The sequence below is a fragment of the Pantoea sp. ABR1s genome (assembly GCF_057812235.1).
This window is the reverse complement of record NZ_CM173823.1, coordinates 1485116-1498915: the sequence shown is the minus strand read 5'-3', so window position 1 is coordinate 1498915 and position 13800 is coordinate 1485116. Positions and strand designations below refer to the sequence as shown.

Genomic DNA, 13800 nt, shown 5'->3' with positions numbered 1-13800 from the left:
TAAAAAACCCGCCCCACCGGAGTGGATGCGGGTTTGCATAGGACGTCTGGCGCTTGCGCGCTGCTATCTGCCCTTACGCTTTCGGGTGTTCGCCCACGCCCATCGCTTTGATCTTTTTCGACAGCTCGCGACGCTCTTTAGACAGGTCGGCGTTTTTGATGATGTACTCATCCACGCGATCTTCATAATCCACACGCATGCTGGCGATGATTTCCTGAATAGCCTCAACGCTCATGCCGGGTTTGATATATTCGCTCAGGTTGTCGAGCAGCAGTACACGCTTCTGGTTGTCGCGAATTTTCTTCTCGTTGTCGACAATTTCACGCTGCAGTTTGTTTTTGCGGCGGAACATACGCACGAACTCCAGTACGTCCTGAAATGATTGCTTGGCATTTTCCATGATGGCACCTTTCTTTGAGCCTGCTGACGCAGGGAGAGAGTCAAAACGATCAGCTTAGCGGCTAGCCCGCCAGGTAAGCAATTTTCACAGCTAAATTCAGACTGGCTCTTATCTTAGCGCAAAGAAACCCTGTTTCACATTAAGTCATTGTCTGAGGTGATTATTTGCGCAGCGCCATTCGCATCAGGTCGGTCATCCGCTCCAGCTGTTTTGCCAGTTCCAGTGTCAGCCAGACGTAGCCGTAGATCGGCGTCTCCTCCAGACCTTCGCTGCCCGCTTCCGCGATCAGTCGCCGCAGTTCGCCACTGATTTCGGTCAGCTCGTGACTGTTAGCCACCACCTCTTCCGTTTCCCCTTCAATCGCCATGACCGACAGCGCCCGCAGCGTGTTCTCAGTCATCTGCTGGGTGCGGCGCAATGCAGGCGCGTTAAGCATAATCAGATGGCTCTCGCGCGATGCCCACCAGGCATTAATCTGCATCTCAATGGTGTAAACCATATTACGGTTGATGGTCTGGATCGCTTCAAGCACCGATTTTGGAATGCGCGTCTCTTTGCTTGACGGCTCCAGCAGCGCCCGCATTTTGATCACGCTGCTCAGCAATTTGCCCAGCGGCTTGTTCAGGCGTGGCTTTTCAACCAGGTTGGGTGAGAAACCGGCGTGATAGATTTTTGCCATTTCCGCCAGCGCGTCGGAGAGCTGAATGCGCCAGTGTGTATAGGCACGCTGCGCCCAGATAGCGGTAAACAGCAGCGCCATCAGCGAGCCCAGAATCACATCACCGCCGCGCCACAGTGCCATCGTGAAATCGCCGGTTGGTGCGCCCACGACCACGCTCAGCGTAATCCCGATCAACAACGCCATGTAGGGATGTTTGCCCAGCGTCAGGTAGCCGCTGATCATCATGATGATGCCGCACCAGGCCAGCATCATCGGCATCGAGATCAGCTCCAGCTTCAGGGCGATCAGACCGGATATTGACCCGGCGACCGTGCCGCTGATGCGCTGCAGTGCACGTGGAAAGACATTTCCCCAGGTGGAGATGGGCCCCATCACCACCACCAGCGTAATCAGTGGCCAGGTGCCTTCAGGGATATCGGTCGCCCGCACAAAGATAAAGCAGAGCAAAAAGGCGATGGCAATACGCACACCGTGGACGGAGCGATAATGGCGATAAAACCAGAACTCCAGTTTTGATATGGGCTTATCGGGACGCAAAATGACTTTCCGGTTGCGGGAACATGGTGTGGCTATCTTAACGCTGAACGCGGCTCAGGCTTAGCGCGGGCCGGATATTTAAAACAGTTTTGACGTTCGCTTACAATTATCAACATCCGCCTCACATACTTTCCCGGTAGTTAAAAACAACTTAGTGCGATTTTTTAACCTTTATCAGCTCTCAGTAACACATTCAGGGCAGCCAGCGTGCAAGTAAAAACGGGCAGCCCGCAGGCTACCCGTTTTAGTGCTGACAATCGGCTAATCAGAACTTCTGCTTGAGATAATCCGTCAGGCGGGTAATCACGCCTGCAGGTTCAACCGCACTCAGCGCCACCAGCGGATAGTGGGCAATCTGCTGATCTTTATCCATCACCTGAATTTCACCAATGACTTCGTTGGCTTTCAGTGGGGCTTCCAGATCTTTGCGATCGATAACATACTTCGCCTTCACGTTCTGCACTTCACTGCGCGGCAGTGACAGATAAACATCTTCTGCGGTACCTACATCCACCTGATGAGGATTGCCGTACCAGACGTTTTCGCTGCCAATCTTCTTACCGGCATGGAACAGCTGAACGGTATCAAAGGTGTTCTGTCCCCAGACCAGCAGTTTACGCGCCTGCTCTTCGCGGCCTTTCGGGCTTTTACCGCCCATGACGACGGCGATCAGGCGATGCTTGCCCACCACATTCGAGGCGATGATGTTAAAGCCCGCGGTCTCCGTGTGACCGGTTTTCAGCCCATCAACGTGGAGATTATTATCCCACAACAGGCCATTACGGTTGTTCTGGGTAATGCCATTCCAGGTCAGGGTCTTCTCACTGTACATGGCGTAAAAGTCAGGCTCACCATCAATAATGGCGCGTGACAGTTTCGCCATATCCAGCGCGCTGGAGAACTGACCCGGCGCATCCAGACCATGAACCGTTTCAAAATGGGTATTCTGCAGGCCGAGCTTCTCAACGTAGTGATTCATCATGCCGACGAAGTTCGCTTCGCTGCCCGCCACATAATCAGCCAGGGCAACGCAGGCGTCATTACCGGAGTCGATGATGACGCCACGGCTTAAATCCCGGACGCTCAGCTTATCGCCTGGCTTCAGGAACATCAGCGAGGAGCCTTTGAACACCGGATTACCCGCCGCCCAGGCATCTTTTCCGACCGTAACCATGTCGTCACGGCTGATTTTCTTCTGGTCAATGGCGCGATCAACCACGTAACCGGTCATCAGTTTGGTCAGGCTGGCGGGATTACGGCGTTCATCGGGATTGCCAGCGGTCAGAACCTGTCCTGTAGTGGCATCCATCAGCACCCAGGAAGCCGCATCAACCGCCGGAGGCGTCACAGGAAAGGGAATCGCATCAGCCTGCGCCAGCGAGGCCCAAAAAACAGTAGCGGTAACGGTGAACAGCAGACGCCTTTTCAACACTTCATCCTTAATTGCACGGGAGAGAAAATTTCTAAAACGAAACGGAAACAGCCGCACGTTTTACGGCAAAAGCGTTGTGAAGGTTTGAATAAATTGAAAAAAAGTATGAACTGGCTCTGCGGATTGAGGCTCAAAACCGGCGCTTTGCCGTCCTGCAAACATAGCCATAGCGGTTCGGAGCGTTTTTTGGCTCATCGACAACTCGCTAACGATGTTCCTGTGTCAATCCTCTGGGTTGGTTGAGTGGATTTTTATGTTTGCCGTCCAGGTGGCATGATACCCGACCACTACGCTATATATAGAAAAGCCCACCGGGGCGGGCTTTACATTCAGTCACTCAGGCTTTTGATAAAATCGCATTAAAAAAGTCAGCCACTTTTTTGCTTATGACCAAAGTCCCGATAAAACTGGTCAGGTACAATGCGTATCCTGAAACATTTTCAGGAATATCAAAATACCCCCAATCCAGTATGCCGGCACTATGCAAAAAAGAGATATTTAATATCAGACATAAGCCCATGACAGCTAACTCTACCAAACAGGTGCATATCTTTGACTTTTTTTCTAATTGCATACGCCCCCTATTCCTCCAGAGCAACTTCCGGTACCGGATTGCGCTGCATTGCCACCAGAACCATTATTTGCGCTACCAATACAGGTGCCATATCCGTTTGACAGGACACCGGTTAGTGCTCCCAGCGGCCCACCTTTTATACCGCCCAGAGCACCTAACCCAATGGATATAACACAGCTATCCGTCCCTGCATAAATATCGTGGCTTCCATTACTGCTGCTGCTACCATGGTTACCTCCATGCTGGCTTTGACGGGCGCCAGCGCCAGCATAAGCCGGATCATAGGCACCGCTTGCACCCGCCACGCTTTTTAAATTCACATGGCTCACTATTTCCATAATTTATTCTCCCATTAGTTTTCATCCTGAAATAACAATGTTTTGCGCGCGCTTATTATTTATATCATTCAGTGCTGGAGCCTTCAAAATCATCATTAACAAACCAAACCTCAAAAAAGCAAAATACAAACAATCAGTTGCACTCTATAAGCACAGGCACTGAAAAACCTTCATGATAAAATTGCACTAATCGTCCTCAAAAAAACATATTCCTGTGATGATTCGCACAGTACTTTTATATTCCTGAAAAGGAGATGTTAAATCGTACTTTATTTTAACAGTTTCGTTTGATCACCAAACTGCTTCAGGTAAACCGCGTAACCTTACCGCCAGATTTTTTCGGTAACCAATGAGCGTGGCGAGGCCTTTAACGCGCCAGACTGTAGCGGAAGTGAAACACGATCATTATCCGGAGATATGCGAAGACTCAGGCCACAGCGCCTGAAATTTTTGTCGTACCGGAATATGGTTTACCATACAGGGATGGCGTCAGCCGCTGCGCGGAGCCGCTATAATGGCTCTGTACGGCTGAACCCGCAGTCAGCGCGCATCAGACATAATGATCAGAGCTAAATTCTGCCTGCGCGCACAGGGATACAGAGCGAACAGAAAGCCGTTTTATCGCTTTCTGTTCATTAAGTCAGTGAACGCAATGAACGGATATGAAATTTGAATAACGACCGCGTACAGCCCACTTTCCTCTTTCACGATTACGAGACCTTCGGCACCAGCCCCTCTCGTGACCGGCCAGCCCAGTTTGCCGGCCTGCGCACCGACAGTGAGTTTAATCCGGTCGGCGAACCCGAAGTGTTTTACTGCCGTCCGCCTGATGACTATCTGCCACAGCCCGAAGCGGTGATGATCACCGGCATTACTCCGCAGATAGCGATGAGTCGCGGCGTGATCGAAGCTGAGTTCGCTGAACGCATCCACGCGTTGTTCACCACGGAGCAAACCTGTGTGGTGGGCTACAACAACGTGCGTTTCGATGATGAAGTGACGCGCAATATCTTCTATCGCAACTTTTACGATCCCTATGGCTGGGCCTGGCAAAACGGCAACTCACGCTGGGACCTGCTCGACGTGATGCGTGCCTGCTACGCGTTACGGCCAGAAGGGATCAACTGGCCGGAGAATGAAGAAGGTTTTCCCAGCTTCCGACTGGAGCATCTGACCAAAGCGAACGGCGTGTCCCATGAAAATGCGCACGATGCAATGTCCGACGTTTACGCCACGCTGGCGATGGCGAAACTGGTGAAAGAGAAGCAGCCAAAACTGTTTGAGTTTTTGTTTACCCATCGTAACAAAAACAAGCTGATGAACCTGATTGATATCCCGCAGATGAAACCGCTGGTTCATGTCTCCGGCATGTTCGGAGCCGCGCGCGGTAACACCAGCTGGATCGTACCGCTGGCCTGGCATCCCGATAACCGTAATGCGCTGATTGTGGTGGATCTGGCGGGCGATATGTCACCGCTGCTGCAACTGGATGCCGATACGCTGCGTGAGCGTCTTTACACGCCGAAAAACGATCTCGGCGATCTGCCTGCAGTGCCGGTCAAACTGGTGCATATCAATAAGTGTCCGGTGCTGGCGCCTGCCAGTACGCTACGGCCGGAAGATGCGGCCCGGCTGAATATTGATCGTCAGCACTGCCTGGCGAATCTGGCGCTGCTGCGTCAGCAGCCCGAGGTGCGGGAAAAGCTGGTCACGCTATTTGCCGAAGCGGAGCCGTTTACACCGTCAGATGATGTGGACACACAACTCTATGATGGCTTCTTCAGTGATGCCGACCGGGCGGGGATGAATATTATCCGTCAGACCGCGCCCGCGAATCTGCCTGCGCTGGACCTGAGCTTTGAGAGTGCACGGGTAGCGAAACTGCTGTTCCGCTACCGGGCGCGTAACTTCCCCGGCACGCTGGACGATGCCGAGCAGCAACGCTGGTTGCAGCACCGTCGTGACGTGCTTAATGCCGATCGGGTGCAGGCGTTTATGCAGGAACTGGAAGCTCTGGCGAATCTGCATGAAGCGGATGCAGAAAAGGTTGGGCAGCTTAAAGCGCTCTATCTCTATGCGCAGGAGTTGGTTTCCTGAAGCACTAAGAGTCTGACCCGGTATCGCCTGCCGGGTCAGACTTTCTGATGCTGCTTAATCAGAGCACGGTCCACGCCAGCCAGGTCAGCGCAAAGCCGCTCAGCCCCATTAGTGTTGTCAGCACCGTCCAGGTGCGTAAACCGTCGGCCACCGAAAGTCCCAGATAACGGGTCACCACCCAGAATCCCGCATCATTGACATGCGACAATCCCAGACCACCAAAACAGGCCGCCAGGGTAACCAGTACTCGTTGCATATCCGTCACGCCGGTCACCGCCTGCGTCAGCAGCCCGCTGGTGGTCAGGATCGCCACCGTGGCGGAACCCTGTGATGCACGCAGCGCCAGCGACAGGATAAATGCCGCTGGCACCAGCGGCAGATGCAGCGTTTCAAGGGTGACCGCCAGCGCTTTACCCACGCCCGACTCCACCAGCACTTTGCCGAATGCACCACCGGCCCCGGCCACCAGAATCACGCTGGCTGAGGTGGGAATGGCCCGGCCGGTCAGATCTTCCAGCTTATCTTTGCTCCAGCCACGCCGTACGCCCAGCAGCCAGGCCGCCAGCCCTAAGGCAATCAGCAGGGCAATCGGCGGTGTGCCGATCACGGTCATCACACTACGCAGCAGACTCCCTTCAGCCAGCAGTGTGTGTGACAGAGTTCCCAGCACGATCAATACAATCGGGACCACAATCAGGCCGCTGATGGTGAGCGCACCGGGTGGTGCCGGTTCATTCTTCTTTTCCTGCCCTTCCGGCTTGGCCATCTGCAACTGTTCCAGCACCTCCACCGACAGAGGGTAGTGGCGACGGTTCATGAATTTCGCTACGTAGTAGCCGATGATCCCGACCGGCACGGAAATCGCGATCCCCAGTATCATCAGCCATCCCATGTCAGTGTGCAGGATCCCGGCTGCCGCCGCTGCGCCCGGATGGGTCGGCAATGCCACATGTACCGTCAGCATCACACCCGCCATCGGCAGGCCAAACTTCAGCGGCGAGACCCGCGCCACTTTGGTAAAGCCATAAATCAGCGGAATAACAATGATAAAGCCGACTTCAAAAAATACCGGGATGCCAAGGATAAAGGCCGCCATGGTTAATGCCGCAACGGTACGCTTCAGCCCCAGCGTTTTACTGAAACGCTGCGCCAGCGACTCGGCACCGCCCGAGGCTTCAATGATCGCCCCGAGCATGGCACCAAGCACGATGATGATGGTGATGTGACCAAGCAGGCCGCCCATCCCGGTGATAATCGTCTCCATGATTTTTTCAGCCGGAATGCCGGTGGCGATGGCCACCAGCAGACTGACAATTAACAAGGCGACAAAGGGATGAACTTTGACTTTGATGACCAGCAGCAGCAGGATCACGATGCTGGCGGTCGCTATGGCTAACAGCAGTGCGGTGGACATAGTAAACCTCAGAAATTGTTGTATTTTTTAGGTTATCGGCGTACAGAATAAACAGGTGCAGGGTCAGAAAAAGGACGAAAAAATCTCAACCGGTGCCGAAACACCGGTTTTTTTAGCCCGTTAAATCAGGTTTTTCTCGCCCAGGGCGCAAACCAGCCAAGGCCCGCAGTAGTGCTGCCGCGCGGGATATATTCGCAGCCCACCCAGCCGGAATAGCCGACCTCATCCAGCAGTGAGTAGAGATAGGGGTAATTGATTTCACCCTCATCCGGTTCATGACGATCCGGTGCCGAAGCAATCTGCACGTGCCGATAGCGTCCGGCATAGTGGCGAATCAGATGGCTGAGGTTGCCATCCACCCGTTGCGCATGGAACAGGTCGAGCTGAGTGAAGACATTGGGTCGATCGATCTGTTCGACCATCTCCAGCGTCTGATACTGGCTGGCATAAAGATAGTTGGGTTTGGTTGTGGGATTAAGCGCCTCAATCAGCAGGATGATGCCGTGCGGCGCAAAGCGCTCAGCCGCATAACGCATATTGCTGATAAAGGTCTCAACGTAGCGCTGACGGTCAGCGTCGGGCGGCACCGTCGCCGCCATGATGTGCACCTGCGGGCAGTTCAGCGCCAGCGCATAGCTCAGGGCGCGATCGATATCCGCCTTTGCTTCTGCTTCCCGTCCGGGGATGGCCGAAACGCCCCACTCACCCGCTGCGACGTTGCCGGGTGCGGTATTGAACAGCACCAAGTCCAGCTGGTTATCATCAAGCCACTGCTTGATCTGCGTGGCGGGATAGTCATAAGGAAACAGAAATTCGACGGCGGTGAAACCGGCTTTCGCCGCTGCAGCGAAGCGTTCAGCAAACGGCAATTCAGTAAACTGCGTCGAAAGGTTAGCAGCAAACTTCGGCATTATCGGCTCCTTAATTCCGCCACTTCGGCATCATTGAGATAACGGATCGGGCGGTCTCCCAGGGTAAAGATCAGCCGGGCGGTCTCCTCCAGCTCTTCCGTGTTGTCTGCCGCTTCCTGCAACGATTTCCCCACTACTACCGGGCCATGATTCGCCAGCAGGAAGGCACGGTAACGTGGAGCCAGCGCCGCGAGATCCTCGGCCAGTCGCCCATCACCCGGCTTGTAGTAAGGCACAACCGGCACATCACCGACACGCATCACCACATAGGGGGTAAACGGACGGATGCAGTTGTCCGTGTCCAGCCCCTGTAAACAGGAGAGCGCCGTCAGGTAGTGGCTATGCAGATGCACCACCGCCCTGCAGTCGGGATTATTCAGATAGAGCGCGCGGTGAAACGCAATCTCTTTGGAGGGTTTATCGCCTGAGAGCCATTCACCGTCAGGCGTGACTTTTGCCAGCCGGTCACCCTGTAATTCACCCAGGCATGAACCGGTGGGTGTCGCCAGCAGATTGCCATCCTCCAGCAACATTGAGAGGTTGCCCGCCGAGCCGGTGGCATAGCCGCGCTGAAAGAACGAAGCGCCAAGACGCACCATCTCGTCACGCGCCTGCTGTTCCGTTAAAGAGAAAGATTCAGACATCAGTAAACTCCGTTTGCGCGCGGCGGAAGAAATCTTCATCGCCAAAATTGCCCGATTTCAGTGCCAGAGAGAGCGGCTGATGAATGTCGCGCACCCAGGGCACGCCGGGCGAAATCGTCGGGCCGATATGAAAGGCCGTCACACCCAGGCTCTGCGCGACCACGCCGGAGGTTTCGCCACCCGCCACGATAAAGCGCTGCCATCCGCGCCGTTTCAGCTCGCGGGTCACCGCGGCAAACAGCTGCTCAACGGCTTCGCTGCTGCGCTGAGCACCATAACGCTGTTGAATCGCCTGCAAGTGTTGCGCGTCAGCGGTGGCAAACAGCAGGGGTGCCAGCGTCTGATCGCTGTTCGCTTCCACCCAGTCGCATAACTGCCGGGCATAAGCCCCGGCATCGTCCAGACAGCGTTCAGTCTCAACTTCGCAGGCCGGTGCCAGCTGGCGGTACGCGGCGACCTGACGATTGGTCATCTGTGAACAGGAACCGGAAAGCACTACGGCGCGATCGCCCTGCGGACGGCCTGCCTGCTCCGCTTTTGCATCACTTTCAGCCGTCGCCCACTGCCGTGCCAGACCGATGGCCAGCCCGGAACCGCCGGTGACCAGCCGCAGATCGCTCAGTGCTTCGCCCAGCGTCAACAGATGTTCCTGATGCAGGACGTCAGTTACGACGTAGTTGAGCCCCTGCGCCGCCAGCTGACCCAGCGCCTGCCGTACTGACTCAGCGCCTTGATCGACCTGTGCCGCAGCGATCAGACCGGCTTTGCCCCTCGCCTGTGATGTCATCAGCCGCAGCAGGTTGCTGTCGTGCATCGGTGTAACCGGGTGATGCCGCATACCGGAATCTGACAGCAGCTGATCGCCGACAAACAGGTAGCCCTGATAAACAGTGCGGCCATTCACCGGCAGCGCCGGACAGATCACCGTCTGCGTTTCACCCAGCGCCTGCAGCAGGGCGTCGGTTACCGGACCGATATTGCCCTGCGCGGTGCTGTCGAAGGTGGAACAATATTTGAAGTAGAAGCGCTCACAGCCTTGCTTCTGCAGCCATGCCAGCGCAGCCAGTGACTGAGCAACCGCCTGGTCTGCCGGACAGGAGCGGCTCTTCAGGCTGACCACAATCGCCTGCGCCTCTGTGATTTCCTCGCTGTCAGGAATGCCGTTGAACTGAATAGTGGTCAGCCCGTTCTGCACCAGAAAACTGGCGATGTCAGTCGCACCGGTAAAATCGTCCGCTATCACGCCAAGCCGCATCAGATTTTCTCCTCTGCCTGCGGCAGCGTGATGCCGCTGAAGATTTTAATCACTGCACTGTCATCTTCCCGGCCGTAACCGGCGTTGCTGGCTTCGGTGAACATATTGAGGGCGGTTGAGGCCAGCGGCAGCGGGAAGTGCAGGGATTTCGCGGTATCGGCCACCAGGTTGAGATCTTTCACAAAGATATCGACCGCCGATTTCGGGCTATAGTCGCCGTCCACCACATGCCGCATGCGGTTTTCGAACATCCATGAATTGCCTGCGGCGTTGGTGACCACTTCATACATGGTTTCCAGCGGGATGCCGGCACGCGCCGCCAGCGCCATCGCTTCTGCCCCGACCGCGATGTGAACACCTGCCAGCAGCTGATGGATAATTTTGACGGTTGACCCGAGGCCGATCTCACTGCCCACGCGATATACTTTGGCTGCGACGGCATCCAGTACAGATTGCAGTTGTGCAAAGGCCGCGTCGCTGCCGGACGCCATCACCGTCATCTCACCGCTGGCCGCCTTAGCGGCACCGCCGGAGACCGGTGCATCCAGCATCAGCAGCTGATATTGCGCCAGCTGTTGTTCAATCTGCTGCGCATCCCGGGCGGACAATGTGGATGAGACCATGACCACGGTGCCGGGACGCAGTTTTGCGGCCAGGCCCTCTTCTCCGAACAGAATGGCGTTAACCTGCTGCGCATTTACCACCAGCAGCAAAACGGCATCAAGCTGGTCTGCAAAGGCGGATGCTGAAGGCTGCGCATCACGCGCGCCTGCCTGGCGTAAGTTCTCAAGCGCGGCGGGATTCAAATCGACACCCCAGGTATTGAGGCCGGCACGCAGGCAGGATTTCGCGGCACCCATGCCCATGGAACCTAACCCGATAACGCAGATATTTTCAGCTGGCACGATACGCCTCCACTGTTAATTTAAGTGATTATTTGTTTGTTACTGTTAATCCTGCCAGCTTCCTGTCGGCAAAAATGTGTTGTCGCTCACAAAAAAATATTCCCAATGTGAACGCGAACAATTTTTAACATTACCACACTGGCAGCACTGGCCCTGCTGCAGTGCAGTTAGCGCCGCCGCTGCCGGGATTAAAGCTGTTATTATTTGTTCTGGTTAACCCGCAGATCCTTTATAATGTGAAAAAATGGTAATCATCAGGGAGCCGATATGATTCCGGTTGAACGTCATCAACAGATTCTTGCGCTGGTGGCCGATCGTGGCGTGGTGAGCATTGCAGAACTCACTGAACGGCTGGGTGTGTCACACATGACCATACGCCGTGATGTGCAGAAACTGGAGGAGCAAGGGGCCGTGCTGTCGGTCTCCGGCGGCGTGCGCTCAGCCGAGCGGCTGGCCGCTGAGCCGTCACACCTGACGAAAAGCACCCTCTACAACGAGGAGAAGCGCGCCATTGGCCGCACCGCCGCCCGACAGATCCCCCGTAACAGCTGCATCTACCTGGATGCCGGCACCACAACGTTAGCGCTGGCAAGAGAAGTGGTGGATCGCGATGATTTGCTGGTGGTAACCAATGATTTTATGGTGGCGAATCTGCTGATGGAGGCCAGTCAGTGCCGGGTTATTCACACGGGCGGCACCGTTTGCCGGGAGAACCGCTCCTGTGTCGGCGAGTCGGCGGCACGCAGCCTGCGTCATCTGGCCATTGATATTGCCTTTATTTCCGCCTCCTGCTGGGGGCCGCGTGGCTTGTTTACGCCGGATGAAGATAAAGTGATGGTGAAGCAGGCGGTGAGTGAGGTGAGCAGTAAGCGGGTATTGCTGAGTGACAGTTCGAAGTACAACAGGATCGCGACGTTTCTGGCTTTACCGCTGGAGAGCTTTGATCGGGTGGTGACAGACACGCATCTGAGTGAGTCGGCGCGGGAGTTGTTAAGTGCGGCGAGCTGTGAACTGATACTGGCTGGTTAAGCTGTCGCCGCCTTCCCTGAGACCGGGAAGGCGGCAACGTGAGCGTGATTAAACTTCTTCGCTGAACTGCGGCACCGGATTACGGAAGCTGCGGGTTACGAACGCCAGGTAGATAATCCCGATGGCGGCCCAGATCAGGCCCAGCTCCATAGAACTCTCTTCCAGGTTCACCCACAGCGCACCCACCGTCAGCGCGCCAAGCAGCGGCAGCAGCAGATACTGAACGTGATCTTTCAGCGTGCGGTTACGCTTCTCACGGACCCAGAACTGCGCAATCACCGACAGGTTAACGAAGGTAAACGCCACCAGCGCACCAAAGTTAATCAGCGCGGTTGCGGTCACCAGGTCGAAGTTAATCGCCATCAGTGCAATCGCACCCACCAGCAGCACGTTGAGCGACGGAGTACGCCATTTCGGATGGATGTAACCGAAGAAACGCTCCGGGAACACACCATCACGGCCCATCACATACATCAGACGCGAGACGCCAGCGTGCGCCGCCATACCGGATGCCAGCACCGTGACCACCGAGAAGATCAGGATGCCGACCTGCAACGCTTTACCGGCCACGAACAGCATGATTTCAGGCTGCGATGAGTCCGGATGCTGGAAGCGTGTGATGTCCGGGAAGTAGAGCTGCAGGAAGTAAGATGCCGCGATAAAGATCACACCACCAATCAGCGCGGTCAGGAAAATAGCGCGCGGAATGGTGCGTTCTGCATCTTTGGTCTCTTCGGACAGCGAACTGATGCCATCAAAGCCGAGGAACGAGAAACAGAGTATCGTCGCACCGGTAATCATCGGCACCACATGCGCATTCTCAGACCAGAATGGACGGCTGCTCACCAGCGTGCCGGAACCCACGCCGCTTGCCACACCGTAGATTACCATCGCGGTAATCCCGACCATGACAACCACCTGCAGCACCACAATCACACTGTTGAAGTTGGCGACGGTTTTGATGCCCTTGAGGTTAGAGAGCGTCATAAACCCGACCAGCAACACCACAAAAATCCACGACGGGATGCCCGGCACCAGCGATTCGAAATAGTTTTTAGCCAGCAGGATGTTGATCATCGGCATGAACAGGTAGTCCAGCAGTGATGACCAGCCGACCATAAAGCCGACGTGCGGACTGATCGCCTTCTGAGCGTAGGTATAAGCGGAGCCCGCAGAGGGGAAGCGGCGTACCAGCTTACCGTAACTCACGGCAGTGAACAGAATCGCAATCAGCGCGAAAGCATAAGCGGTGGCGACGTGACCTTCGGTCAGCCCGGAAACGATGCCAAAGGTATCGAACAGGGTCATAGGCTGCATGTAGGCTAAGCCCATCATGACGACCGGAAGTAACGTGAGTGTTTTTTTGAGTTGCGCACGCTGCGGTGCGGCGGAGGTATTAAGCGACATGCTTCAGTCCCCCATGTGCGACAACCTGGCTGGGCTGGGTCACAGGGCAACTGCGCATTAAGCGACAGGGAGTAAGGTTAGCGGTTAACGCGGCGCCGTAGTCATCACGAAAACGCGTACCAGCGTTGGCTGGCAGAGTGTAAAACATCCCCATCTTTGTCATCCTCAATCTCAC

General features: G+C 55.4%; 12 protein-coding genes. 2 read left to right on the top strand and 10 right to left on the bottom strand.

Annotated features, from left to right (window positions below):
• Positions 1-73 precede the first annotated feature (73 nt).
• The 4 genes from tmaR to ACXKZD_RS06820 all read right to left on the bottom strand — a co-directional run bounded on the left by tmaR (position 74) and on the right by ACXKZD_RS06820 (position 3625).
• The gene (gene tmaR / locus ACXKZD_RS06835) at positions 74-400 is read right to left on the bottom strand and encodes a PTS system regulator TmaR (RefSeq protein ID WP_004571340.1); all 327 of its coding nucleotides are present in this window, start codon (positions 398-400) and stop codon (positions 74-76) included.
• Between the two features lie 160 nt (positions 401-560).
• Positions 561-1619 (bottom strand): FUSC family protein, encoded by a 1059-nt coding sequence (locus ACXKZD_RS06830; RefSeq protein WP_010670945.1) that lies wholly within the window; start codon positions 1617-1619, stop codon positions 561-563.
• 265 nt (positions 1620-1884) lie between these two features.
• Entirely contained in the window at positions 1885-3048 is a 1164-nt protein-coding gene (dacD, locus tag ACXKZD_RS06825; RefSeq protein WP_187495728.1) for a serine-type D-Ala-D-Ala carboxypeptidase DacD, read from the bottom strand.
• Between the two features lie 340 nt (positions 3049-3388).
• Positions 3389-3625 (bottom strand): hypothetical protein, encoded by a 237-nt coding sequence (locus tag ACXKZD_RS06820; RefSeq protein ID WP_033758354.1) that lies wholly within the window; start codon positions 3623-3625, stop codon positions 3389-3391.
• A gap of 1007 nt (positions 3626-4632) precedes the next feature.
• Between ACXKZD_RS06820 and sbcB the strand changes: the two genes are divergently transcribed.
• Complete coding sequence (gene sbcB / locus ACXKZD_RS06815; protein ID WP_192072808.1) at positions 4633-6060, top strand: exodeoxyribonuclease I; 1428 nt, start codon at positions 4633-4635, stop codon at positions 6058-6060.
• A gap of 58 nt (positions 6061-6118) precedes the next feature.
• On the opposite strand, the gene ACXKZD_RS06810 is transcribed toward sbcB, so the two are convergent.
• From ACXKZD_RS06810 to ltnD, 5 genes are all read right to left on the bottom strand, one after another.
• Positions 6119-7474 (bottom strand): GntP family transporter, encoded by a 1356-nt coding sequence (locus ACXKZD_RS06810; protein ID WP_187484464.1) that lies wholly within the window; start codon positions 7472-7474, stop codon positions 6119-6121.
• A 125-nt stretch (positions 7475-7599) separates the two neighbouring features.
• Positions 7600-8385, bottom strand: coding sequence for an HPr family phosphocarrier protein (locus tag ACXKZD_RS06805; RefSeq protein ID WP_061703788.1), 786 nt, complete (start codon positions 8383-8385; stop codon positions 7600-7602).
• Positions 8385-9029, bottom strand: coding sequence for a 3-oxo-tetronate 4-phosphate decarboxylase (gene otnC / locus ACXKZD_RS06800; RefSeq protein WP_022625000.1), 645 nt, complete (start codon positions 9027-9029; stop codon positions 8385-8387). Before otnC ends, ACXKZD_RS06805 begins: the two co-directional genes overlap by 1 nt.
• Positions 9022-10284 (bottom strand): 3-oxo-tetronate kinase, encoded by a 1263-nt coding sequence (otnK, locus tag ACXKZD_RS06795; RefSeq protein WP_187492810.1) that lies wholly within the window; start codon positions 10282-10284, stop codon positions 9022-9024. Before otnK ends, otnC begins: the two co-directional genes overlap by 8 nt.
• Positions 10284-11189 carry an L-threonate dehydrogenase gene (ltnD, locus tag ACXKZD_RS06790; RefSeq protein WP_031591321.1) on the bottom strand — a complete coding sequence of 302 codons (906 nt, stop codon included), beginning with the start codon at positions 11187-11189 and terminating at the stop codon, positions 10284-10286. Before ltnD ends, otnK begins: the two co-directional genes overlap by 1 nt.
• Before the next feature lie 267 nt (positions 11190-11456).
• Here ltnD and ygbI point away from each other — a divergent pair, with 267 nt between their 5' ends.
• Complete coding sequence (gene ygbI / locus ACXKZD_RS06785; protein ID WP_488981959.1) at positions 11457-12218, top strand: DNA-binding transcriptional repressor YgbI; 762 nt, start codon at positions 11457-11459, stop codon at positions 12216-12218.
• Positions 12219-12266: 48 nt separating this feature from the next.
• Here ygbI and ACXKZD_RS06780 read toward each other — a convergent pair whose 3' ends face one another.
• A complete protein-coding gene (locus ACXKZD_RS06780; protein ID WP_010248042.1) occupies positions 12267-13625 on the bottom strand; it encodes an APC family permease in 1359 nt (452 codons plus the stop codon).
• Between the last annotated feature and the right edge of the window lie 175 nt (positions 13626-13800).